Consider the following 25820-nt stretch of genomic DNA (forward strand, 5'->3'; position numbering starts at 1 on the left):
GATGAAACAAGTTTAGAAAAAGTCAAACTAAAAAATAAATTTAAAACGATAACGTACCAAAAGCATTACACCAGTCTTGATCAAACTTAGTAATCGCCGCATCAACAGCTGGATCAGAAATAAATAGCTCAGCCACATCCACTGGCAACGTAATAGACTTACAACCAGCAAGTATACAGTCTAACGCTTGCCTTGGTGTTCTAAAGCTTGCGGCTAATACCAGCGATTGTGGGCAGTGCAAATCTAACAATTTTTGTAATTCCAGTACTGTATCTTTACTATTTCCGCCTTGAGCATCAATGCGATTAACATAAGGTGCAATATATTTAGCCCCTGCTAATGCAGCTAAAAATCCCTGCCCTGCACCATAGACAGCCGTTCCCAAAGTTGGAATTCCTTGCTGGGTTAATTCTTTAATTGCAATCAATCCTTGAGCATTAACAGGAATTTTAGTCACAATCGATGGTACTGCTTTTCTAAGCTGATAAGCTTCTTTTATCATTTCATCAGCATTACTTGAAAGTACCTGAGCAAATAGTAATTTATCTGAACCCAATACTTCCTGTAATTCATCTAATAACGAAAAAATTGGCTTGCCCGATTTTGCTACAATGCTTGGATTAGTGGTAACCCCACTAATAGGTAACACCTTAGCTAAACGTTTAACGGCGACAAGATCGGCGGTATCTAAATATAATTCCATGGTTAACTCCTAGCTAAAACCAACAAATATCTATTAACGTATACATATAACGCTCTTTGTATTACAAATTTTGCGTTACAGCTATAGTAAAAAAAACTGATCCAACCGCCTAGAAGACAATTTTGTCATTTACTGGATTTTTGTACGCTAAATAAGAAATTGAGACTTAGATCACACAACGAAAAATTAACATTAACTTATTAAATAAAACAAAAATTTATACTTATTTTCATCTTTTCCATATGCGTATATAATCTAAACGATAGTACACACTTGATTTATCATTAACTTAATTTATGACAAAAATCATTAACGAAAAACTAGCTAAACTAGTCAATAACCCAGAGTCAATCAATCATATCTATTTTGCCAATAGTAATACTTGTCCTCCTTTACTTGCCTACCAAGTCAACTTTCCTAGAATTGAAATTATATTAGAAGGAAAGCAACAGATGCTATGGGCAGATAGTAATGGCAAAGTTATTGAAAAAATATTATCAACTAATGATCTTTTATATATTTCCGCTCAAAGCTGGAACAAACCCATTTGGACAAGCCCTGTTACTTCATTAAACATATTGTTTGGTAAACAACAAATTGGTATAAGCCTATTGCATTGGGATGGCACACTACTAATTCCGCTTGGGCAAATTAACACACCAAGACGAGGCCCGCGGGTTGGTACATTTATTATTCAAGCTCTGACCGAACTTATCTGGCAAAACCAATCATGTAAACAAAATCAAACTGCTTACTATCTTATTCACAGTTTACTTAGCAACACGCTCGATTTGTTAAATATCAATATCAAAACATCATCCAAAACTACTTGCCTATATGAAGCCATTCGCCAATATATTGATACTCACTTTCGTGAGAATATTACACGCGACTTTTTAGCTAATATGTTTTACATTTCACCCAATTACTTATCACATCTATTTCAAAGCGAGGGAAAAATAGGGTTAAATGAATATCTAAATCATATTCGCTTAGAATATGCAAAATCGCTACTAAAGGATTATGATCTAAATATAAAAGAAATTGCTCTAGCATCGGGGTTTAAAGATAGTAATTATTTTTGTCGGATTTTTAAAAAAAAGACAGAACGAACACCAACCGAATATCGTCGACAATATCATAGTAAGTTAATGTGCAAATAGTTTTTTCACAGTAAACTTTCAAACTCTTTTATTTTTTACATTGTGCCAAAATTACACATATTTATCGCTCTTGTTTAGCGCACTTAATTATCGGTACATTTTTATATAAAATCAATCAGGTAGAATATTGATTTTATTTTTTAACTTAATAATTTTGAATAAAATCAAGCTGTTATATAGCTGTGAACGTCATGCTGTTAAAAATAATAATGCCAGAATTTCTAACCGCCTATGCGGCGGTAAACAAAATTAACTATTTAATGCTCTTAACTGAGTATTTCTAAACCGCCTATGCGGCGGTAAACGAGCAAGAGCGATTAAACGACTTGGCCCGATTTTTCTAAACCGCCTATGCGGCGGTAAACCTAGCTAGATTTGATAATAATAATATTTATTTTTTCTAAACCGCCTATGCGGCGGTAAACCCAACTTCCGAATTTGATAGCTGGAACGGTGATTTCTAAACCGCCTATGCGGCGGTAAACGGATACTACAGAAGAATTAAAGCAGTTGATAATTTCTAAACCGCCTATGCGGCGGTAAACATTAATTCTGCACTAAGCTGAGGCGCCTCATCTTTCTAAACCGCCTATGCGGCGGTAAACAGAGGTAGTTATTAGCACAAAGTTTAACTGGCTTTCTAAACCGCCTATGCGGCGGTAAACTAGAAACCGATATACTATAAACCCTGTTTAGCAAAAGGCAAATAGGATTTCTGTTTTCAAAAACCCTTTTTTATAGCGGTTTTATAATACTTTGTTTTTATTTACTTTTATTTATTAATAAAAAAAAGGGTTGGCAGTGTTTTAGCTATTTATATGATGTGTCAATTTTATCGTTAAAAATTACTTATGTATCGTTTTGATTTTATTAAATTTGGGTTTTGTATGTTAAACAAAATATACAAAACCCAAAAAATAAAAAAATCAATCTAACTTAGGATGTTGATCGACTAAATTCTGACGCTGTTGTTGTAATGTTTCGATCTGCTGTTCTATATCTTCGACTCTTTGTTCTATTGAGTCAAAGTGATCTGATAATATTTCTTTTGCCTCTGACCTGTCTGATGCTGCAGGCGTTGCGCCGCGGAGTGGACGGTTTGCGGTTTCTTTCATTTTTATGCCTGTAAGTAAACCCACTAATGCTACAACCATTAAATAATAAGCTGGCATGTATAAATTATTACTTTCTTCAACCAACCAAGCCGCCACTGTTGGAGTAGCGCCAGCAACTAATACCGAGATATTAAATGATATAGCTAGAGCACTGTAACGAATACTAGTCGGAAAGATAGCCGGTAAAATTGAGGCCATAACACCAGTAAAACAGTTAAGTAATACAGCTAAAATCAATAATCCTAAAAAGATAAGACCTATAATATCACTATTGATCATAACAAATGACGGATAAGCAAGAATTAATAAACCTAAGCTTCCCCCAATAATGAACGGCCTGCGACCTATTTTATCGCTAATAAAACCAATTAATGGTTGAACAAATAACATACCTATCATGATAGCAATAATAATTAGTACGCCATGATCTGTATCGTAATTTAAGTTATGAGATAAATAACTAGGCATATAGGTAAGCAACATATAATAAGTCACATTAGTAACAATCACTAACCCTACACAGACTAATAGGCTTTTCCAATATTTGATAAAAATCTGTTTGAAAGTCATTTTAGGTTGATTGGTAATATGATCGCGAACATTTTGATCCATCAAATCAGTATGCTGTTGAAATGCAGGTGTTTCATCTAATGCATGACGTAAGTAAAGCCCAATTAGTCCTAGCGGTAAAGCGAATAAAAATGGAATTCTCCAGCCCCAATCATGAAATGCAACTTTGCCAAGAATACTAGATAAAAGCACGACTAAACCTGCGCCAACTAAAAAACCAGCAATCGAACCAAAATCTAACCAACTCCCCATAAAACCACGTTTGCGATCTGGCGAATATTCAGCAACAAATATAGCCGCACCAGAATATTCACCCCCTATTGAAAATCCTTGCGCAAATTTAGCTAGCAATAATAATATTGGCGCAACAATACCAATTGAGGCATAAGAAGGAATTAAACCAATACAAAAAGTGCTTAACGACATAATAATGATGGTTATTGATAATACTTTTTGGCGTCCAAATTTATCACCAAGGATCCCAAACACTAAACCGCCTAACGGCCGAACTAAAAATGGTACGGAAAACGTGGCGAGTGCAGCAACCATTTGCACACTAGGGGATGCATCAGGGAAAAATACTTGCCCTAAAACATAGGCTAAAAAGCCATATACACCAAAATCAAACCACTCCATCGCATTACCAAGTGCTGCTGCGGTAATGGCTTTTTTTAACTTGCTATCATCAATTATAGTAATATCGTTGATGTTTAATGGTTTATTTTGGGACTGTCTTATTTTTTTCATAAAATACCGCCTGTTTACATACAAATAATAAAAAGGAATGATGCAACAAGGTAAACGGTTACCTTTTAATACACAAAGAACAATACTTTTTAGATTACACTTTGAAAAAGTGTTTATCAGTTAATTAAAATTGAAGCAAAATACAGCAAAGATAAAAAAAGAGGATAATAAAAAAGCAAAAACTAATGTTTTATTGTTTGTTTTAATTTCTACTAAATAACAACAAAACAATTCCTTTTTGTGAAAAATGAATGCTAATTATAGCAAAATAACCTCATTTTGTAAAATTTTCTTGATTTTTAAGTTAATACTAAAGCTATTTTAAAAACGGCTGTTTGCATTATTAACTATTTCCGTGAACAAAAATAGATCCCAATAACTATTAGTACTATCGACACAATATGAAAATACGCAACTGGAGTATGTAAAAATAGAATACTGAAAATTCCTGCTGACAAAGGGATAATATGAGTATAGATTTGCCCACGTGTTGCGCCAATATCCATAATACCTTTATTCCAAAATAAATAAGATAACCAAGACGCAAAAATAGCAATATATAATAAGCCAAGCAAAAAACTTGTTGAGGTATAATGTGCTAGGTTGGAAACTGGGTAAAAATAAAAATACACTAACGCAACAGGAAGTAACATGACCGAACCTAACACGGCACTAACAGTCACAAAAGCATTGCCAGATATAGATTTATCTTTTAACCGTATAAATGCACTATAACAAGCCCAGCTCATTGCTGATGCCATTGCCCATAAATCCCCTTTATTAATATTACTCAACTCACTTAAATTAGTTAGATTTCCTTGTAAAATCAAATAAATCACGCCAATTGTACTAAATAGCACGCCTAAAATATTATTTTTTGAAATCGTATCATTAAATAACAATTTATTCATAACCAACACCATACATGGTGTTGCTGAAAGGTAAATTGATGCATTAAGCGATGAGGTATATTGCAATCCAACATAAAGTGTTAATGGAAATAAAATCTGCCCAAAAATGGCTAACAAACAAATGGGACCAATTGATTTTCTAATTTTGGATAAGTCATTACGAACTTGACGTTGATATAAACACAATAATAACAGCGCAGTAATAACCCAACGACCTTCGGATATTACCATAGGATCGGCTTGAGTAACTAAAACACGTCCAACAACGTAATTACCACCCCAAAAACAAGCAGCCAAAGTAAGAAATAAATATGGCATAACAATACCCAAATATTAGTATAAAGATATAATGGTATGAATTCTATTATATACCTAAAAAAAGCAAGAAATAACCAAATTTACAAACAAATACTTTACCTATTTTTATACAGTTAATTGGTTCAATTTATAACAACGCTAATAACTTAATCTAGAATACTTATTTGTTATCCATTAAAATAATTAAACTAAAACTGACAAGGTAATTCCTATGCGCTGGAGAGACCAACGAGAGAGCGATAACATTGAAGATCGTCGCTCACAATCAGGAAGTGAAATAGGAACAAGACTTCCAATTGGTGGTAAAGGTAAGATTGTTTTATTTATTGTAGTGTTAATTGCTGGCTATTATGGTGTTGATTTAACTGGCTTGCTAGATTCAACACTAATTAGTACGAACAGTACCGAACAAAATACTAATCAATATTCAATTGATGATGAAGATGCCGTCAAATTTACGTCTATCATTTTAGCAAGTACTGAAGATTATTGGCATCAAGAATTTCAACGTTTAGGTAAAACCTATACTCCCCCTAAGTTAGTACTTTATAAAGGCTCTACAAGAACATCTTGTGGCACTGGTCAAACCTTTATGGGACCATTTTATTGTAGTATTGACAAAACTGTCTATCTAGATATGTCTTTCTATCAAGAGATGAAACAGCGACTCGGTGGTGGTGGCGACTTTGCTCAAGGTTATGTAATTGCGCATGAAGTTGGTCATCATGTCCAAAATTTGCTAGGCACATTTAGCCACGTTGAACAATTAAAACAAGGTCAGTCCACAATCACAAATAACCAATTGTCGGTTAAATTAGAACTCCAGGCCGATTGTTTTGCTGGCATGTGGGGCAATGCAATGCAACAGCAAAATCGGCTGGATGAAGGTGATATTGAACAAGCTTTAAACACCGCAAAAGCCATTGGTGATGATCGCTTGCAACAACAAAATGAAGGTTATGTTGTACCTGATAGTTTTACCCATGGTACATCTAAGCAACGTTATACTTGGTTTAAACGTGGGTTTGATAGCGGTGCAATTAACGAATGTAATACATTTGCTCAATAAGGAAATAATATGTTAAAAAAGTTAGTTAATCGCATTTTACTAGTCAATGATGATGGCTTTGATGCACCAGGTATTAAACTATTGCAAGAAGTGGCAAAAAATATAGCTCACGAGGTTTGGGTAGTTGCACCAGCCATAGATCAAAGTGGAGTATCTTGTTCAGTGAGCTTAAAAACGCCATTTAGAGTTGTTCAACGTGGAAAACAAGAATTTGCCGTTTATGGCACACCTGCCGATTGCTCACTATTTGCAATTAAATATTTGATGGCTAACAACCTACCCGATCTAGTACTATCTGGAATTAATAATGGTTCAAATGTAGGATTTGAAACAGTGTTATCTGGCACGGTTGGTGCGGCAATGATGGCTATGGCTTTGGGCATTCCTGCAATTGCATTGAGTCAATTAACCAGTGAAGATAACCAGCCAACTGACTGGAGTTGTGCTAAACATCACGCTCAAACAGTTATTGCTAAATTACTTTCGTTACCATCTGCGCAAAATATTTGTTTTAACGTTAATTTTCCTGCATGTACAGCACAACAAATTAAAGGTTTGAAAATAACAAAACAAGGCGATAGCGATGTAAGTCGTTTTATGGTGATACCAACACAAGATCCCGAAGGTAATGATTACTTTTGGTTTAGAGCAAAACGCAATTTACAAATACTTGATGACAATAAAGAACTTGATGCCGCTAATGCCAACTTTATTGCTATTACGCCATTGGGTTATGAAAGGACCGATTATGCCTTTTATGAAAAACTATTAAACACATCTAATCTTTAATTGTTTCAGTAATTTGTCTTCCTAACTATTAAGAAGACAAATTACACTTAATTATCTATTTACTATTGATTTTGTTATTAATTATCTAACTATTCATCTACTTTCAGCCCACGTTAGTTTTTACATCTTTCACCAACGTACAGAATAACAATGATATCGCAACCATAACTAACGCAATCCAATAGATAACCTCATGTCCATAGGCTTCTGATACAAATCCTTGCAACATTCCAGCTATAATTATGCTGAAAATAATACCATTATTAAATAAAGTAGAAGCCACTCCCATTCGGGTAGGCAATAAATCCTGAAAATAGATAATACCAATGTTAGCTACAATACCAATAAATAGAGCATTAAAGAGCTGTAATGCTAATAAGGCATATTTACCAGTACAAAAAATCATACCAAGATAAAAAATCAAACCGCAAACAATCGCAATAAAAAATAGATTTCGTTTACCTAAATGTGGCACTAAATATCCAGCGATGAGCATAACTGGAATTTCGATACCAGCAGCAAGCCCCATCAATACACCCGGCAATGAATCTGAAAGATGTAATACAACATCAACATAAATTGGCATATCAATAATATACATCATATTTGCTGTCCACATAAATACCGTAGATAGCAATAAACAAAGCACATTTCTATTCTTCCAAAGTGGTTGATTAGCCGCTTGTAACTCTGCTTCGTTATTTAGTTGTGAGGTGGGATTTTTTTCAACCGAAGGCAAAAAAATAGCAACAAACAGCATCGCGACCATAAACATGCACATGCCCGTTAAATACATTGCCGTAAAACCAAAATTAATAGCTAAGCCAAAAGAAATTGGTGGGCCAAATACCCAAGCAAGCGAAAGTTGAGCTCGAATAAGTGAATTAAATGCCACAACATTACGCCCAGTTTTAACGGCATATTCGCGTGCTAAAGCAAAAATTTGTGGCATAGCAGCAGACGATAACGCAGCAAACAAAACACCCAGCGTAATTAACACCAAATAATGACGTGTAAACGCAAAAGTAATGCTATTAGCAATGCCCATTAAACAGCAAAATATAACAATATAACGCCTATCGCCCTTTTTATCGGAATATTTAGCTAATAGAAAGCTACCCACAATACTGGCTAAAGCATTAACAGAAAAAAAAAGTCCAACTAGCCGTGAATTAACATTAACTTCAAAAGTTAAAAATCGACTTAAAGTAGGAGATTGTAAAGCACCAGCAATACCGACAATAAAAGTTGTGACTAGAAATGCGACAAAAATAGTGCTTTGCTTTTGGTGAAACGAAGATACATTAGCCATAATAATACACAATAGATGAATTTACGTTAATTATATACATAAAATCGGCATAAACGTAACTAAATTAAGGCTAAAATAAAGTTGATTAATTTTTTGCTGATTTATTACGGATAAAATCAACATTTAACTACTTATTGGCGAACCATAAATTTGCAAGGCTCGCAAGCTTTGCCTGCTCAGCGCCCCAACTTGCGTTGGGGCTTTATTCTTTTTTATATTATCCCCTCAGGCACCATAACCACCTTCCGCACCCTAAGGATTAAGAACTAAACGCTAAAAACTAAGGTGCGGTGCAAACAGCGTAAGGGACATAAAATGGTGTATATGTGACGACGCCGCTACGCTCGTCGACAGAGAAGAAGTCATTGTCATTGCTACCTATTACGTCACTTGTCCAGTAGTAATAGCCTGCGCAAAATCCCGCATCACTGTAGAAGACCATGCCGCCCCACTCCGTGAAAAATCCTGCTCCTATGTTACGCTGGTAATGATTACCTGATGAGCTAGGCGTGGCGCCATCTATGCCATTTTTACATGGGAAATTATTACTATCTAGACCACACTTCGCATTGGTTAAATCTCTTACCCGTGGCATTCGATAACCCAAACTATTACACCATGTGGTTTGATTAGAATGGTTATCTATCTTACCTCCCCGACTGACGAACCACTGCCTCAACACAAAGCCATACCTCACCTCATTACCACCTCTATCCCTTCCGACCAACTCAAATGTCTGCGGCAAAGATGGTACGGTAATTTGACTAGGACTGGGATTGCCCCACTGGCTTCTTGCCTCTGGACCATGCAACGTTACCCGTGTTACATTCTTGGATTTATCAGTAATCCATCTATCAGCTGGTATCGTGACTCCATCTGGGCTGTTTAATATTCCTGTACGCGGCTTTGTCCAACTCACCGTTGCACTTATGCTACCACTTGTGTTAACTGTCCAAATCAACTGACTTGCATCTACCCCAGCAATAAGCAAATCAAAATACAAGCCATCTGCACCTGTTGTTGGGAAATTTCGGTCGTAAGATGATGGGTTTGTTGATTGAGTTAGAAAGCCCTTAGTAGGACTCCATATATTAGATGGGCCTGCATAGCGTGGATTGTCGGCAGTATTGATAGTTGTGCCACCATACGTCAAATTTGGTCTGACCGAACAAATAACAGGATATGACGGCGGAGTGATATAATACTCCACTGTTCCTCCTCTAAACGTACTACTATTCGGCATGCCATAACGAGTCTCTAAAGCACCCCCTGAACTATCTAAGGTTACTTTATAAGGTGCCTTACATAGACTTAATGTATCACTACGATTAACGGTATTGCCATCTTTATCTTTTATTACTAACGATATACTTCCTGATGCGGTGACTCCATCTGCTCCCTGTCCATCCCCATCATCATCGCCCCATTTACCTTGTGTTACTAAGTCATTTATATTTATTGAGTCACTTGATGACGGAACTATCATTTCAATATCAGCAAAAGTATCCCCTACATTAGGTAACTCGATTGGCGCTGTCGGTGATGAAGAATTATTTTGCGATGTAAATGTTCGACCATCTGATAACTTAATACCTAATAAGTCCTCTGTTTTAGTCACTTTAGTAACACCGCCATCAAAGGTTAAATAAGGCGCAGTACCATGAATGCGCTCAGAAGTCGTGGCCGATAATGCCTGCGATTCTAAAGAGTACGGCAATAACAACAACGGCGCTAATGCCAATGGAATTTTTAAAGATAGTTTTGTGGATAATTTCGATAATAATTCGAGAAATGATTTCGACGATATAAATAAATTTCGAGTAAAAACTTGTCGAATAGGATTATTTGATAAATTTAAGACATAGGTTTGCCAGTGCTTGTGCCTTGTGCCTTGTGCCTAAAATGGTACTGCATTTCGTTTCACCTGTCAAGTAATATTTTGTTTTATTTGAATTTTTATGTTTATTCGCTTATTTAATAAGCTCATTTTTCTAAAACGATGAAAGTATAACCGTTTAAGGAATGATTGACTAGTTTTTTGGCGGACTTTTTTGTAAAGAAATGTAAAGATGAAAACGATTCGGTTTTATAGATAGGTGAATTTTATAATTAAAATAGGGTATTAGCTTTAGGACTTTTTGATTTTTACGGAATGATTAATATTGCTGATAACATCTAAAACACAAACACACCCAACAGCCCAGTTTGACGTGCTAGCTTTATTTCGTTATCGGTATATTTTGATGCTGTGATAAGGCAAGCATATTAGCATTGTGGTGCTATAAGTGTGTTTTTTACTTTAAAATCGTTCAGGTAGACTATTGATTTTATTGAAGTTTTTATTTGCATTTCTAAATAAAATCAAACATTTATAGGCTAGTTTTTTATTACATTGAATTTGGCTTTTTAAGAAATAAGAAAAGCGCTTTTGTTATTTGATAATAGTTATTTGATAATAGTTATTTGATAATAGTTATTTAATAATAACTTGTTAATAACAGCCAGTTAATAACAGTCAGTTAATAACAGCCAGTTAATAACAAAAGCGCAAGCTTTTAAGTCGTATCGGTCGGGGTGCTATTTTGATTTTCTGCCATTAAAGCGCTAGGCTCGCAGGCTTTGCCTGCTCAGCGCCCCAACTTGCGCTGGGGCTTTATTCTTTTTTATATTATCCCCTCAAGCACCATAACCCCCTTCCGCGCCCTAAGGATTAAGAACTAAACGCTAAAAACTAAGGTGCGGTGCAAAGGCCACCGCTGGAGAAGCTGGCATCGGTGATGGTGACGTAGCCGTCGGTCGAGTAGACAATGAACTGGCTGCTACCTGTTGCGTCGCTCGTCCAGTAGAAGGGGCCGACGAAGCCCGCATCAGTGTAGTTGTACATGCGGCCCCACTCCGTGAAAAAGCCAGCGCCTATGTTACGCTGGTAATCAGCACCTGATGAACTAGGTGTGGCGCTTACTGCGTCTTGACACCAACGTCCTGGACCAGAACAAACTGCATTGGTTAAATCCCTTACCCGTGACAAACGATAACCCAAACTATTACACCATGCTAAATGGTCACTATAAGTTTTCAATTGTTCACCCCGATTGACGAACCACTGTCTCAACACAAATCCATATTTTACTACCTCAACGCCATATATATCTCTACCCACTAACTCAAACGTCTGCGGTAACTGTGGCTTAGTAATTAGGTTAGGATGAGGATTGTACCATTGATTTTTTGCCTCTGGACCTGTTAGCTTAACACGGGCTACAACTCCACTATCCTCATCAGGAACCCACGCTACAACATTTGTCACTGTCGCAGTGATTCCCTCATGCGTGACTGGTTCCCATGTCAATTCTTCTATATCTCCAGTTATGAGTAAATCAAAATATAAATTATGCGCACCTGTAGTCGGAAAATTTAGGTTGTATGATTCAGGACTGATTGATTGTACTAAAAAGCCTTTATTTTGATTCCATATGTCAACTGGGCCTGCATATTCGCCTTTACCAAAATATAGATTCGGCCTTGCATAATGGATAACTGGCGACGGTATTATTATTGCATCACTACGATTACCCGCTCGAGCTATTTTACCATTCAATGCCTGTAAATTCGATGAAGATGACAATAATAACAATGCTAATACTAGCAAAGCTGTTTTAGGTGATTTGAGCGATAATTTCGAAGATATAAATAAGTTTTGTGTAAAAACTCGTCGAATAGGATTATTTGATAAATTTAAGACATAGGTTTGCCAGTGCCTTGTGCCTAAAATGATAATGCATTACGTTCCTCGTGTCAAGTAATATTTTGTTTTATTTGAATTTTTATAATTATTCGCTTATTTAATAAGCTTGTTTTCCTACAGCGATAAAAGTATAACCATTTATAAAATAGTTGGCTAGTTTTTTGGCGGACTTTTTTGTAAAGAAATGTAAAGATGAAAACTGATCCTCGCCAAAAAAGTGGACAAAAGTCGCCTCTATGATATAAACAAAATCATAGAAGACAAATATCATGGTCAAAAAATTTAGTATTGAATTTAAACAACTATCAGTGGATTATGCGTTATCTAATGCACACCTTTCTATCAGCGAACTTGCCAACCATCTAGGTGTGGGTAAATCAACCCTAGATAAATGGATTAGGCAACTTTCCCCGAATAAAACCAGCCGTCGGGAGTTAACCGCTGAGCAACAGCGGATTATGGCGTTAGAAAAAGAGATTAAAGAACTGAAAATGGCCAATGATATACTAAAAAAGGCGCATGTGCATATCATCAACAATCCAAGTCGGTGAAATACGCTTATATGAAAAATCATTTAACCTGCTATCCCGTTACTAGGATATGCCGATTACTTGGTGTCAGTTCATCAGGTTATTATGCTTGGTTAAAAAGAGCAAACAAATCCGCCAAACTCAGCGAGTATATCCAAAAGCAGTATTGGCAACATAAAGCCCGTTTGGGTGCGCTAAGCCTGCTTCATGATGTTAGGGATACAGGCTATTTAGTGTGTAATACATTAAAGCAAACTTTGTTTCGGCGTCACTTTCCTAAAAATGTCTTCATTCATAGTGACCAAAGAATTCAATATTCCAGTGCTGATTTCAAGCAATTATTGTTACAATATGGACTAAGGCAAAGCATGAGTCGAAGAGGAAACTGCTTTGATAATGCTGTTGTTGAAAGTTTTTTCATACACTCAAACCCCATATTATTCATTGTTGTTACTATAAAACGAGGATGCAGGCTAATAAAGCACTATTTGAATATATTGAAATCTATTATAATCGTATTCGTCGTCATTCAGCCAAAGGCTAGATATCGCCGCAGCAATATGAATAGCAATTTTACCAAAACAATAAAATGATAGCGGTGGGCACTGTCTAATATTTTTGCAAAGATCAATTATTACTTTGATAAAATGAAGTATCTAAGAAAAATGTTCAGCATAGAATGAATCGAAATACTAACTAGAGGCAAAGATTAACGCAAAGTGAACTTGAGAACATTCAATGTGATAGAGGACTTTAATCGTGAGGCGCTAGACATTGATATTGCAGTCAGTTTACCGGCAGAAAGAATTACCCGTTACTTAGATAAACTGGCCGAATATCATGGATATCCATTAAAAATACGGGTCGATAATGGACCAGAATTTACAGGAAAAACCTTTATAAACTGGGCTAAATCACATGATATAGTCATTGATTATATAAAGCCCGGTAGCTATTATCAAAATGGCTATATTGAACGATTTAATCGTACCTATCGTACTGAAGTACTCGATTTATATCTTTTTAACAATTTAGCACAAGCAAGGAGAATAACCGAAGAATGGTTAACGATTTATAACACCGAAAGACCACATGAGGCGTTAAATATATGACACTGCTCGAATATAAAACATTAAAACAAGCAGCTTAATTTTCTACGTGAGTTGTGTACTAAGTTTGGAGGATTTACAGTTCTTTGGTTGATTATTCTCTATTTACATATAAACTTCCCACAGTTCAAGGATTAAGAACTAAACACTAAGGTACGGTGCAAACAGCATAGCCACCTCCATAGGTGCCCCACTGATCCACATAACCATTACGGTGAATATATAAGTGAGTTGTATTTGATACCGCATCATTCGTCCAAATATCACCACGACCAAAACCTGCCACATCACCGTAATAGGATACATCACTCCATTCACTTAAAAATCCTGCCCCTATTTGACGTTGGTAATATAAACTACCGGACGACGGCGTGGAGCCATCTATGCCGCTTATACATGGAAAATAAGCATTATTCACACCACATTTCGCATTGCTTAAATCTCTTATCTTCGAAAAACGATAACCCAAACTACTACACCAAGTTGCTTGCTCAGGAACAGTAGTATATTTCTCTCCCCGATGGACAAACCACTGCTTTAGCTCAAATCCATATTTAACAACCACACCACTACTATTCTTCCCTTCCAACACAAATAGTTGCGGCAAAAATGGCACAGTAAGTCGACTAGGATTACTCGATTGTATTTGGGTATTATTCGCCCTAGGGCCATTTAACGTTACTCGCGTTACGTTTTTGGATTTATTTGTAATCCAATCATCATATGTAGTAATGCCCGTGCACCATCGGCATGGAATGGTGAATGAGTCTGAACGAGGTTTTACCCATTTCACTGTTGCTGTTATCTCTCCTTGAGTTTCTGAAGACCAGGTCAACTGACTTGCATCTACCCCGCCTATATCCAAATCAAAATATAATCCATCAGCCCCCGTAGTAGGAAAATTAAGGTTATAAGAAGATGGATTAATTGACTGTGTTAAAAAACCTTTAGTAGGATCCCATATACTAGATGGACCCGCAAAGCGAGGATTATCTCCAGCAAAATTAGTACCACCAAATATCAAACGAGGCCTTACATAGCAAACTTTAGGCTGCTGTGAATTTGGGTTGATATAATATGACACCGTATTTCCGTTTAAAGTACTTCTATTTGGCACACCATACTTTGTTTCTAAAGTAGCATCCGTACTACTTAATGTTATCCTATAAGGTGCATTACAAATATCTAATATATCACTGCGACTAACGGCATTACTATTTTTATCAGTAAACGATACTGATACATTCCCTGTCGCAGTGACACTATGAGCCCCCTGTCCATCTGCATCATCATCTCCCCATTTACCTTGTGTCACTAAGTCATTTATATTTATTGAGTCGCTTGATGACGGAACTATCATTTCAATATTAGCAAGCGTATCACCTGCATTAGGTAAATGAATTGGCGTCATCACTGAGTTATTATTTTGTGGAGTGAGAACTTGACCGTCCGATAACTTAATACTTATTAAATCATCAGTTGTAGTTAATTTAGTGACGCCACCATCAAGCGTCAAATACGGCGCAGAGCCGTTAATAACCTGTGAGGTCCGAGCTAACAACGCCTGCGAACTCACTGAATATGGCAATAACAACAATGGTGCAAAAACTATGGCTAATTTGGATAACAAGTTGGAAATCGACGGCAATCTTGGCGATTTCGCTAGATTTGATAATAAAAAGCAAAATGGAGTTTGTTTTTGATTACGGTAAAACTTAAATAGATTTAAGGTATAGCACTGCCAATGCCTGTTATTATTATAGCACACAATATCTAACCTCCTGTTAATTTGTGTTTTATTTTTATAATTGTTTATTTTTTAATGAGCTGCGTTTTGCCATAAAATAATCAAAATTATAGCTAACTAAATACTAAAGCGCCAGTTTTTGGCAAAATTTTCTAAAAACCTAGCACAGAATGCAGAATGAAGCCTTCGGCAGCCCGACGCAGGATAAAAGGCTATATTGACCTTTGAGTGTTGTGAAATATTAGTGTATTTTTCAATATTAAACATAAAACTCATCAAAAAAATAAATGAGTTTATGTTTATTTAGGTGAGTAACTAAAATTTAGATTTTAATGATTAATTGTTTTTAGGCATTGCAACTAACTTTTTTAGGATAAAATTGAGAATGACACCATAAAGTGGCAAAAAGAATAATCCGCAAATTAGAATTTTAAAACTATAGTCCATTAACGAAATTTCGATCCAATGATTTGCCATAAATTCATCGTTACTTTGATAAAATGCGATAGCAAAAAAAACAATAGTATCAATACCATTACCAAATATTGCTGATGCTGTTGGGGCAACCCACCATGATTTGTTTTTTCTTAAATAGTTAAAAACAGTAATATCCATTAGTTGTCCAACTAAATAAGCGGCAAAACTAGCCAATGCAATTCGAAATACGAAGCTATTAAATTCCGTCAATGCTAATAATCCAACCCAATGGGTTTCAAAAAATAGTACCGAAATCAGGTATGAAAATAACAATGCAGGAATCATTACAACAAAAATGATTTTTCTGGCTAAACTAGCACCATAAATTCGAATGGTCAGATCGGTAGTTAAAAAGATAAACGGAAAAGTGAATGCCCCCCAAGTTGTTTGAAAACCAAAAATTTCGAATGGGATTTGGACTAAATAATTGCTTGAAGCAATAACCAATATGTGAAAAAAAGCCAACCAGTAAAGCGCTTTTTGCTTTTGTTTACGGGTAAAACTTTTTTCTATCGATTCTGATTGAACATTTAAGTACATCTTTTTTCCTTTTTAATGGGGGTGAGAGAACCCAATGATGAATGAATTTATTTAGCTTGAGCCATATATTCTTGTAGGCCCTTATTGCGCAATAAACAACTTGGACACTTACCACATCCCCCTTCAACACCGTAATAACAGGTATGGGTATGTTTTTGGACATAATCAAGATAACCTAGTTTATCAGCCATTTCCCACGTTTGCGCTTTTGTCAAATACATCAGTGGCGTGATGAGATTAAACGCATAGTCCATAGCTAAATTCATTGATACATTCATTGATTTAATAAAGACATCACGGCAATCTGGATAACCACTAAAATCGGTTTCACAAACTCCAATAATAATGTCAGAAATTCCTTGTTGCTTAGCATGACAGCCAGCCAAAAGTAAAAAAAGCATATTACGCCCATCAACGAAGGTATTGGGGTAATCGCCATCTTGAGCGGCTTTAATTTCTTGAGCGTCATCAATCAACGCATTATTTGTAGTTTGTTTGATAACTGAAGTATCAATAAAAGTTTGCTTAATACCAAGATCATCAGCGATCCATTTGGCTTTTTCAAGCTCTATTACGTGACGTTGACCGTAGTGAAAACTGATTGCCTGAACATTTTCACGTCCATAATCAGCAATGGCTTGCAGTAAGCAAGTAGTTGAGTCTTGCCCACCAGAAAATATAACTAGTGCTTTACGAGTTTGCATTAATGTTCCTGTTAAGACAGATTAAATTAGCGATTATCCACTTTTTCTGGATACATGTCGTGATTGGCTAATCGATTAGCCGCAACTTGTTCCCAATGAGTACCCGATTTGCCATAATTGGCATAAGGATCAATCGAAATGCCGCCACGAGGTGTAAATTTTCCCCAGACTTCGATATATTTAGGATCCATTAATTTAATAAGATCTTTCATAATGATATTAATACAATCTTCGTGGTAATCGCCATGATTCCGAAAGCTGAACAGATAGAGTTTTAACGATTTACTTTCGACCATTTTAATATTGGGTACGTACGAAATATAAATTGTCGCAAAATCAGGTTGCCCCGTGATAGGACAAAGACTAGTAAACTCTGGGCAATTAAATTTAACAAAATAATCGTTATTCGGGTGTTTATTATCGAACGTTTCGAGTATTTCAGGGCAATAGGTTGTTGGATAGCGAACAGACTGATCGCCTAGTAGTGTAATTTTACTCATTATTTTTCCTTAGTTTTTTAGCGTGGGAGGTTCACGAACCACGTAACAAGGCGCACACCATACTCTTTTTGCTTTAAAAAGTCTAGTATGACAATAGATTTATAAAAAATGTAAAACTAACACCGTCAACAATAACTATTGATGGTGTTAATAATAAAATATCGTTGAAGAGCAAATAAATCAAGAATCGGGAAATACTCTGCCTGATATCGTTTATTTCGCTCCCAATTCTTTATAAAAATCAGATAATTTAGTTTTAGCTTCATTAAGTTCTTTTTCAGCATCAGCTAATTTTGTTTGTTGTTTGACAATTTTCTGTTCATTATCTTTATCTTTCGCTTTCGCTTTTGATTTTGATTTTGCTTGTTCTAATTCTTTAGTTCTTTCAGCCACTTTATTTGATTTTTCGTTAATCTCTTTTTTATATTTGGCTTCTAAATCATCATTTGAACAATGCTTATTTAAGTTACGTAATGCTTTTTCAAGCCCTTGGATTTGATGAGAATTATTATTTTTTTTAGCATAATCAATCTGTTTTTCAATAGCCTGTTTTTTGCTTTCACACGTAAGTCCCTTTAGTTGTTCATTTGAAGCATAAGCACCAAATGATAATGAGATAGCTAACGTAATGACACTCAATTTACTTACTAACCGAATTACTGATTTCATACGAATTTTTCCTTAATTTTATTTTCTTAATTGAACACAATTGACTTTATGATCTTTACCTTTAGTTAGAATAAGGTTCGCTCGTTCTTTTGTAGGTAAAATATTTTCAACTAAATTTAATTCATTAATTTCTCGCCAAATACGATTGGCAATATTTGTAGCTTCATGTTCTGGAAGTTTTGAGTAGTGATTAAAATAAGAGTTAGGATCGCTAAATGCACCCTCCCTAAATTTTAAAAACCGATTTACATACCAATCATGTAATAATGACACATCAGCATCAACATAAATTGAAAAATCGACATAATCCGAAACAAAAACACGATTATTCGCTTGTGGATAATTCAGCGTACTTTGCAGTACATTCAAACCTTCAAGAATCAAAATGTCAGGACTATCAATAACGATTTCTTCATCTTCGACAATATCATAAACTAAATGAGAATAAACGGGTGCTTTAACTTGTGCCTGCCCTGATTTTATATCAGCAACAAAATTAAGCAATTTTTTTATATCGTAAGACTGAGGAAACCCTTTTTTATTCATTATTCCATGTTCTTCAAGATATCTATTTGGATATAAAAAACCATCAGTTGTTACCAAAGATACTTTGCGGTGTTCAGGCCAACGGGTTAATAATGCTTGTAGTACTCTAGCGGTAGTACTTTTACCTACAGCAACACTGCCTGCAATGCCAATAATGTAAGGTGTTTTTTGACTTTTACCTAAGAATTTAGATAAAACAGCTTGCCGATTAAAATTATTGCTGATGTAATAATTAAGTAATCTAGATAAAGGTAGATAAATTTCACTCACTTCATCCATGGATAAATCTTCATTAATACCTTGTAACGAAACTAATTCTTCTGCTGTTAAAGTCATTGGTACCGTATTACGTAAGCTAGCCCATTCTTGACGATTGAATTTCAGATAAGGGCTTAAGTGATTTTTCATTTTATTGTTCTCTAATTCGGTCTAACAAATTTATTCGGCTCAGATTATACATAAATTTATTTTTTTACAATCTTAAATTAGCATGACGTCTTCATCATAGCTATATTTTGGACTTACTGATAAAATACGTTTGTAAAATGATTAACCCTAATATTAGACAGAGATTTTATGTTAAAAAATAAATCAAAACAGAAAGCTAAAAAAAGCCGTCAAGAGATTAATGAAGAATCTCGGGAACTGAAGCGTAAACGCAAACACAAAGGTTTACCAAGTGGCTCTCGCTTTAATAAACTAAATAATAATAAAAATAAAAATTCGACAAAAACAACCAAAGATCCAAGAGTGGGGAGCAAAAAACCTATTTCTTTAATTGTCGAAGATTCTAACAATATAGAAAAACCTGTTAAACAATCTAAAACAATTAAAACGATTTTATCACCTCAACAAGAATTAGAACAATTAGAGAACGATCCAAAATTAGATATGTTACTTGATCTAGTCGAGCAAAAAGCCAAACTCACTAAAGATCAACAAATTTATCTTGATAGCAAATTGAATCGTATCGATGAACTGATGCAAGAGCTTGGTTATACTGATGACGACTTTGATGATTTTGATGAATTAGACGAAAAGAAAGAAGATATTGTTAGTTTATTAAAACGAAACTAATAATAGGAAAATATAATTAGCAATCGTGATAGTATGTGTCTTGATATGAGTAGGAATATCATCCAAAAGTAATATTCCTACTGATAATTTAAACTTAGAATCCATTACTTTTATTCAGTCAATTAATAATTAAAAGTGAGCAATTCATAGTGCCAATATTAATTATGTTAAGTTTATATTTTGGGTTATTGATTTGCACATTGTTATATTTAAATAAAACTAATCGAATCAAAATTAAAACCAAAATCAAGAACCAACAAAAAGCAATAGTAAAAACTCATAAAAATAACAACACTAAAGATAGACATAAGCGGAAGTAAAAAGCATGACTGATACGCAATTATGGGATCAAGCGTTAATTGAAAAATATAATTATTCTGGCCCAAGATATACCTCTTACCCTACTGCACTTGAATTTAACGAAAAATTTAATGAGCAAGAATTTTTATCGGCGGCAACTCGTTATCCCACAAAACCGTTATCGCTTTATGTGCATATTCCGTTTTGTCATAAGCTTTGTTATTTTTGTGGTTGTAATAAGCTTATTACTCGCCAAACACAAAAAGTTACCAAATACCTTGACATTTTAGATATTGAAATTGCCGAACGCGCAAAATTATTTAAACATCGCACGGTAACACAAATGCACTGGGGTGGTGGTACACCAACTTTTTTAAACGATGCTGAAATTACTCGATTGATTACCTCGTTAAAAAAGCATTTTAATTTTGTTGCTAATGCCGAACTATCCATCGAAATTGATCCGCGTGAAATAACACCACAAACAATTGACCATTTAGCAAGTGTTGGTTTTAATAGGCTAAGTATGGGAATTCAAGATTTTAATCACGAAATCCAAAGCCTAATTAATCGTGAACAAGATGAAACATTAATACGGTCTCTTATTAATCAAGCACGTAAAAATAATTTTCACTCAATTAGTTTAGATTTAATTTATGGTCTACCAAAACAAACCATTGAAAGTTTTGCCGAAACGCTCAATAAAGTGATTGATATTTCTCCCGATCGTTTAAGTGTATTTAATTATGCCCACTTACCAAGCCGTTTTGCTGCCCAACGTAAAATTAAAGATGATGATTTGCCTAATGCCAATCAAAAATTGCAGATTCTACAAACTAGCATTAAAAAGTTAACCGAAGCTGGTTATCACTTTATCGGTATGGATCATTTTGCTAAGCCCTCTGATGAATTAGCTATTGCTCAACAAGAAAATAAATTGCATCGTAATTTTCAGGGGTATACAACTCAAGGCGATGCTGATTTACTTGGACTTGGTGTGTCGGCCATTAGTATGTTAGGTGATAGTTATGCGCAAAATCAGAAAGATCTAAAAATCTATCAAACTCAGGTTGAGCAAAAAGGACATGGATTATGGAAAGGATTCACCTTAAATCGTGACGATAAGATTCGTCGTGATGTGATAAAACAGCTTATCTGCCATTTTCATTTAGATAAAAATGTTATTGAACAACAATACCAAATTCAATTTGATGATTATTTTGCTGAAGATTTAAAATTACTGGCGCCATTTCAAAAAGATGGATTAGTGACAATCAATAACAATATAATCGAAGTCCAACCTAAAGGACATTTATTGATACGCAATATTTGTATGTGCTTTGATATTTATATGCGAAAAATGGCAAGGCAGCAGCAGTTTTCTAGGGTTATTTAATTTGAAGTCGTTTGTCAAATTGCCGTAAACAATATGAGTAATTCCTACAAAGTAAATATTATGATAATATTTATTCTAATTTAATAAAAAATAATAAATAAATTATTTATTTTATTGTGATTAAAGGTTAGCTTTTAAATTCACAATTTTAGCCTTAGACATGAAATTTTTATTTTTAATAAGGAGTATATTGATAAAATGGCATTGATGAATAAATTAGTAGAAGTATTTCCAACTCGCCCTTTAAAAGTCATGAATTTAAAGCAAGAAGGCTCAATGCATCAAATAAGAAGATTACTTGCAGCAATAATTCTCTTTGCGTTAGCTTTATTTATGGCCATAAGAAATTATCCTGGATTAATTGATGATTATAAAATATCACAGAATCCTGTTGTGGTTGACTATGATGTAGAAGGAACATGTCGTGCAAGACGTATTGTTGATAACTGTTCAGTAAAAATTACCACTGATACAGGACAAGTTATTAAGCGTGATTATACTTTCATTGGGGGGAAAAAAGGAAATTATCAAGTTGTAACTGTCGCTTCGGCCGATGATCCATCACTAGTAACAATCAATTTAGCTATTGATAATATGCGGACTGTATTTTTGACTACTACTGTTCTTATTCTTTTGTTGTTGTTGGTTACATGGATGAGTTTAGGATGTTTCTTAAGAACACATAAAATGATAAAAGTTATCAAGGAAATTAACGGGCAAAAATTAACACCTGTTATTGTACCAGTTAAACTAGTCTCTTATGGTAAAATAATAACTGCCTTATATCGTGCAAGCAATGCACAAGGAATAAATGCTAAATATGCAGCCAATTTTAATAAAGACTCAAACGGTGGACCAATCATTATAGGTGATAAGATTAGAAATAAATGTAATGTGTTGGCCGTAGTTGGAGAAAGCAACTCTGTTCCTATTCTTCTTGACCAAGAATTTATGCGCTGTGATTTTACCTATAATGAAATGCAGGCATTAAAAGAAGCTCTCTCTTAATCCAGATATGATATCAAGAATAGTGAAATCAGTTTGTTTTTAAATATTTAAATTTTGTACCTAGGGCGATAACATCGCCCTATTTTTTTAAACAAAATAAATAGCACTTATTAATGGCTTGCTAGATAAACCTTAAATTTCGTCGTTTGGGCAATCACTTCAACGCTTTTGAATGTTTCATCTAAAATGGTTTGATACGGTAAAAATGAATTTGCCACAATGCACAAATAACCATTTAATTTTAGGTGTTTTTTTGCTTCTTTGATTAACGTATTAACGGCCGTGTAATCAGTTTGTTTACCATCATGAAAAGGTGGATTCGAAACAATAAGATGATATTTATCATTTAGATTTGAAAAAACGTCACTCGCTACTACTGTGGCATTAACATGATTACGGTTTAACGTGGCTTTACTTGATTCAATTGCTGCACAGCTTACATCAGATAACGTTAGTGCTATATCAGGGTTTAATTTACCTAGCACCGTGGACAAAATGCCCGAACCACATCCCACATCTAATACATTACCTTTAATAATATCAGTACGATCCATCAATGCATTTAACAGTAATTCACTACCAGCATCTAACCCTTTTTGGCTAAAAACACCAGGTAAACTTTTGATTTCAATATTCTGATTTTCAATAGTTAAATGATAACTTAACCACCATTCATCAAGATCAAATGCTAAACGGCTATCTGCCTGAAAATGATATAAACCACAACGTCTTGCGCTATCGATTTTTTGAATTGTACCAAAATCACTCAATAAAGCTTCCACGCTTTTTACACCTGTTCTATTTTCACCTATGATAAAAATATCACTGTCTTTTGGCATATTATGTAATAAATAAGAAAGTTGAAATTGTGCTTCGTTTTTAGTTTTTGGCCAATAGTAAATCAACGTATTCATTCCAACGTAAAAATCCGCTTCGGGCAATAATGAAAAATAGGTGTGATTGCCTCGTGCACTAGCTTTTAGACGTAAATAAGTATGAAATTGTGTGCAATGAATCTTAACTTGATTTGCCGACATAATAGATGGATAACTATCCTGAATATCACCAGCTATCAACACATTTTTATCGTTAAAAAATGTTTGGTGACGCTCAAGTACTTGACTTGCTGGAGTAAAAGCAGATGTTGCCATATTTCCTCAATGAAAAACCTTTATAAATTGATGCATTGATTATACAATTAACTATCTTTAATCTCTAATAAAAAACAGTAAGTCAATAATGACACAGCAAGATTGGTACCTAAAACAGTGCAATATAACTCAATACGTTTTGAGGAATGCTAATGTTTTCAAAGGTGAAATAGCGACACAAATAAGTGAAGAAATTAGAATGATTGTAGTTGCAGAACAAAAACCAACACAAAAAATCTATTATGATATTTTAAATGCTATCCATCTAACTGAAGAACAAGTATTGTTTTTAACTCCACAACAATTAATTATTTCTGCTCATGAAATTAAAACAGTAATTTGGTTTATTGATATTACCTTGGATGAGTCATGGGTTAACCCATTAACTATTCAAACAACCAGTTTAAATCAGCTTGCAAAAGCACCACAACAAAAACGCCTACTATGGCAACAATTATGTCAATATGAAAACTATTTCCATCCTCACAGAACATGATTTAAAAAAAGCTTTTGAATTAGAAAAGATTTGCCATGCAATTCCTTGGTCAAAACAAACATTCCTTTCAAACCAAGGTGAGCGTTATCTCAATTTTAAAATAACGATTAATAACCAAATAGTTGGGTTTTGTATTTGCCAACATGTAGTAGATGAAGCAAATTTATTTAACATTGCAATACATCCCGATTTTAGAAAGCAAGGACTAGCAAGAGAGCTGCTTAACCATTTAATAGATGCGTTAATTACGATAAAATCGCCCTGCCCAATCTCAACACTTTGGCTTGAAGTCAGACAATCAAATACGGCAGCAATTAAGCTATATCACACGCTGGGATTTAACCAAATAACGATTAGAAAAAATTATTACCCAACAACTAATGGTAAACAAGAAGACGCTATTATCATGGCATATACGTTAGCTTTATGATTCACCAATAAGATTAGCAAAAGGAAAAAAGTGTAATGTCACAAAATAGAGCTTTACTCTTTATCAATGGCGAGCCACCACAACATGACTTTAACCATTTGGATAATTATGCTTATATTGCTTGCACAGATGGGGCTTACCATAATTATCTGTCGACTTTGTCAATCGAACCAAACTTTATTATTGGCGATTTAGATAGCTATAATCCTAACAAAGCAATTCCACCTAAAACTCAAATTATTCATACACCTGACCAAAATAAAACTGATTTTGAAAAAGCAATTTTGTTTTTAGCAGGTAAAGGGGTGAAAGCATTTGATGTTTATGGTGCTAGTGGTCATGCTAGTGATCACTTTTTGGGGAATATTTCTGTTGCAATAAGATATTATCATCAGTATCAAATTACCTTTTATGATAATTATTGCCATTTCTTTTTTGCCAAACATCATCAAGAAATAACCAATGTAAAAGATCATATTATTTCACTAATGCCATTTTCGAAAGTAACTGGTGTAACCATTACAGGCTTTCAATACCCCTTAATTGATGCCACATTATCGCTAGGAGGAGTTGTGAGTTTAAGAAACAAAGCGATTAGTGATTTGATTAAAATATCCTTTAAAAACGGTGATTTAATGGTCTTTGTTGAGAATTGAAATAATGTCAATTGACATTTATATTTACATTACTTTACAATC

General features: G+C 34.6%; 25 protein-coding genes, 1 CRISPR repeat array and 1 riboswitch. Of the genes, 12 read left to right on the plus strand and 13 right to left on the minus strand.

Features of this window, described 5'->3' with window-relative positions:
* Window positions 1-40: 40 nt before the first annotated feature.
* Complete coding sequence (gene fsa / locus A9G44_RS00345; RefSeq protein ID WP_065608811.1) at window positions 41-703, minus strand: fructose-6-phosphate aldolase; 663 nt, start codon at window positions 701-703, stop codon at window positions 41-43.
* A gap of 296 nt (window positions 704-999) precedes the next feature.
* Here fsa and A9G44_RS00350 point away from each other — a divergent pair, with 296 nt between their 5' ends.
* Window positions 1000-1866, plus strand: a complete 867-nt coding sequence (locus A9G44_RS00350) for a helix-turn-helix domain-containing protein (protein WP_065608812.1) — start codon at window positions 1000-1002, stop codon at window positions 1864-1866.
* A gap of 217 nt (window positions 1867-2083) precedes the next feature.
* A CRISPR array of direct repeats spans window positions 2084-2531; the repeat unit is 28 nt; unit sequence TTTCTAAACCGCCTATGCGGCGGTAAAC.
* Between the two features lie 261 nt (window positions 2532-2792).
* Here the strand turns inward: A9G44_RS00350 and proP are convergent.
* Both proP and A9G44_RS00360 read right to left on the minus strand, forming a co-directional pair.
* Window positions 2793-4298, minus strand: a complete 1506-nt coding sequence (gene proP / locus A9G44_RS00355) for a glycine betaine/L-proline transporter ProP (RefSeq protein WP_065608813.1) — start codon at window positions 4296-4298, stop codon at window positions 2793-2795.
* Window positions 4299-4645: 347 nt separating this feature from the next.
* The gene (locus A9G44_RS00360; protein ID WP_065589261.1) at window positions 4646-5527 is read right to left on the minus strand and encodes a DMT family transporter; all 882 of its coding nucleotides are present in this window, start codon (window positions 5525-5527) and stop codon (window positions 4646-4648) included.
* A 211-nt stretch (window positions 5528-5738) separates the two neighbouring features.
* Between A9G44_RS00360 and ypfJ the strand changes: the two genes are divergently transcribed.
* Together ypfJ and surE are read left to right on the plus strand one after the other, a co-directional pair.
* Window positions 5739-6596 carry a KPN_02809 family neutral zinc metallopeptidase gene (gene ypfJ, locus A9G44_RS00365; RefSeq protein WP_065608814.1) on the plus strand — a complete coding sequence of 286 codons (858 nt, stop codon included), beginning with the start codon at window positions 5739-5741 and terminating at the stop codon, window positions 6594-6596.
* Window positions 6597-6605: 9 nt separating this feature from the next.
* A complete protein-coding gene (gene surE, locus A9G44_RS00370; protein WP_065608815.1) occupies window positions 6606-7385 on the plus strand; it encodes a 5'/3'-nucleotidase SurE in 780 nt (259 codons plus the stop codon).
* Between the two features lie 103 nt (window positions 7386-7488).
* Here the strand turns inward: surE and A9G44_RS00375 are convergent, their stop codons facing one another.
* The 3 genes from A9G44_RS00375 to A9G44_RS00390 form a co-directional block, all read right to left on the minus strand.
* Window positions 7489-8697 carry an MFS transporter gene (locus A9G44_RS00375; protein WP_065608816.1) on the minus strand — a complete coding sequence of 403 codons (1209 nt, stop codon included), beginning with the start codon at window positions 8695-8697 and terminating at the stop codon, window positions 7489-7491.
* 280 nt (window positions 8698-8977) lie between these two features.
* Entirely contained in the window at window positions 8978-10438 is a 1461-nt protein-coding gene (locus A9G44_RS00380; RefSeq protein WP_143426262.1) for a hypothetical protein, read from the minus strand.
* A 990-nt stretch (window positions 10439-11428) separates the two neighbouring features.
* Window positions 11429-12322, minus strand: coding sequence for a hypothetical protein (locus A9G44_RS00390; RefSeq protein WP_143426263.1), 894 nt, complete (start codon window positions 12320-12322; stop codon window positions 11429-11431).
* 389 nt (window positions 12323-12711) lie between these two features.
* Between A9G44_RS00390 and A9G44_RS13890 the strand changes: the two genes are divergently transcribed.
* From A9G44_RS13890 to A9G44_RS00405, 3 genes are all read left to right on the plus strand, one after another.
* Window positions 12712-12993 carry an IS3 family transposase gene (locus A9G44_RS13890; RefSeq protein ID WP_065608820.1) on the plus strand — a complete coding sequence of 94 codons (282 nt, stop codon included), beginning with the start codon at window positions 12712-12714 and terminating at the stop codon, window positions 12991-12993.
* An 11-nt stretch (window positions 12994-13004) separates the two neighbouring features.
* Window positions 13005-13565: a DDE-type integrase/transposase/recombinase gene (locus A9G44_RS13895; protein ID WP_143426264.1), complete on the plus strand. Its 561-nt coding sequence runs from the start codon at window positions 13005-13007 to the stop codon at window positions 13563-13565.
* A 126-nt stretch (window positions 13566-13691) separates the two neighbouring features.
* Entirely contained in the window at window positions 13692-14084 is a 393-nt protein-coding gene (locus A9G44_RS00405) for an integrase core domain-containing protein (RefSeq protein ID WP_081298200.1), read from the plus strand.
* 145 nt (window positions 14085-14229) lie between these two features.
* Here A9G44_RS00405 and A9G44_RS00410 read toward each other — a convergent pair whose 3' ends face one another.
* From A9G44_RS00410 to coaA, 6 genes are all read right to left on the minus strand, one after another.
* Window positions 14230-15711: a hypothetical protein gene (locus A9G44_RS00410; RefSeq protein WP_143426265.1), complete on the minus strand. Its 1482-nt coding sequence runs from the start codon at window positions 15709-15711 to the stop codon at window positions 14230-14232.
* Window positions 15712-16164: 453 nt separating this feature from the next.
* Window positions 16165-16845 carry a 7-cyano-7-deazaguanine/7-aminomethyl-7-deazaguanine transporter gene (locus tag A9G44_RS00415; protein ID WP_065608824.1) on the minus strand — a complete coding sequence of 227 codons (681 nt, stop codon included), beginning with the start codon at window positions 16843-16845 and terminating at the stop codon, window positions 16165-16167.
* Window positions 16846-16892: 47 nt separating this feature from the next.
* Complete coding sequence (gene queC / locus A9G44_RS00420) at window positions 16893-17549, minus strand: 7-cyano-7-deazaguanine synthase QueC (RefSeq protein WP_065608825.1); 657 nt, start codon at window positions 17547-17549, stop codon at window positions 16893-16895.
* Between the two features lie 26 nt (window positions 17550-17575).
* The gene (gene queF / locus A9G44_RS00425; RefSeq protein WP_034912452.1) at window positions 17576-18049 is read right to left on the minus strand and encodes a preQ(1) synthase; all 474 of its coding nucleotides are present in this window, start codon (window positions 18047-18049) and stop codon (window positions 17576-17578) included.
* A gap of 3 nt (window positions 18050-18052) precedes the next feature.
* Window positions 18053-18097: riboswitch (PreQ1 riboswitch) on the minus strand.
* 165 nt (window positions 18098-18262) lie between these two features.
* A complete protein-coding gene (locus tag A9G44_RS00430) occupies window positions 18263-18718 on the minus strand; it encodes a DUF1090 domain-containing protein (RefSeq protein ID WP_065608826.1) in 456 nt (151 codons plus the stop codon).
* Window positions 18719-18736: 18 nt separating this feature from the next.
* A complete protein-coding gene (gene coaA, locus A9G44_RS00435; RefSeq protein WP_065608827.1) occupies window positions 18737-19672 on the minus strand; it encodes a type I pantothenate kinase in 936 nt (311 codons plus the stop codon).
* A gap of 168 nt (window positions 19673-19840) precedes the next feature.
* On the opposite strand from coaA, the gene yihI reads away from it, so the two are divergent.
* From yihI to A9G44_RS00450, 3 genes are all read left to right on the plus strand, one after another.
* Window positions 19841-20341, plus strand: coding sequence for a Der GTPase-activating protein YihI (yihI, locus tag A9G44_RS00440; protein ID WP_065589274.1), 501 nt, complete (start codon window positions 19841-19843; stop codon window positions 20339-20341).
* Window positions 20342-20666: 325 nt separating this feature from the next.
* Entirely contained in the window at window positions 20667-22037 is a 1371-nt protein-coding gene (gene hemN / locus A9G44_RS00445) for an oxygen-independent coproporphyrinogen III oxidase (protein ID WP_065608828.1), read from the plus strand.
* A 198-nt stretch (window positions 22038-22235) separates the two neighbouring features.
* Entirely contained in the window at window positions 22236-23045 is an 810-nt protein-coding gene (locus A9G44_RS00450) for a hypothetical protein (protein WP_065608829.1), read from the plus strand.
* 110 nt (window positions 23046-23155) lie between these two features.
* Here A9G44_RS00450 and rsmC read toward each other — a convergent pair whose 3' ends face one another.
* Entirely contained in the window at window positions 23156-24196 is a 1041-nt protein-coding gene (gene rsmC, locus A9G44_RS00455; protein WP_065608830.1) for a 16S rRNA (guanine(1207)-N(2))-methyltransferase RsmC, read from the minus strand.
* A gap of 88 nt (window positions 24197-24284) precedes the next feature.
* On the opposite strand from rsmC, the gene A9G44_RS00460 reads away from it, so the two are divergent.
* The 3 genes from A9G44_RS00460 to A9G44_RS00470 are packed head-to-tail and all read left to right on the plus strand — an operon-like array spanning window position 24285 to window position 25778.
* Entirely contained in the window at window positions 24285-24692 is a 408-nt protein-coding gene (locus tag A9G44_RS00460) for a DNA polymerase III subunit psi (RefSeq protein WP_081298201.1), read from the plus strand.
* The gene (rimI, locus tag A9G44_RS00465) at window positions 24661-25122 is read left to right on the plus strand and encodes a ribosomal protein S18-alanine N-acetyltransferase (RefSeq protein ID WP_065608832.1); all 462 of its coding nucleotides are present in this window, start codon (window positions 24661-24663) and stop codon (window positions 25120-25122) included. Before A9G44_RS00460 ends, rimI begins: the two co-directional genes overlap by 32 nt.
* 35 nt (window positions 25123-25157) lie before the next feature.
* Entirely contained in the window at window positions 25158-25778 is a 621-nt protein-coding gene (locus tag A9G44_RS00470; RefSeq protein WP_065608833.1) for a thiamine diphosphokinase, read from the plus strand.
* The last annotated feature ends 42 nt before the right edge of the window (window positions 25779-25820 follow it).

The sequence above is a fragment of the Gilliamella sp. Occ4-3 genome (genome assembly GCF_001690675.1).
In the GTDB taxonomy this organism is placed as follows: Bacteria; Pseudomonadota; Gammaproteobacteria; order Enterobacterales; family Orbaceae; genus Gilliamella; species Gilliamella bombi.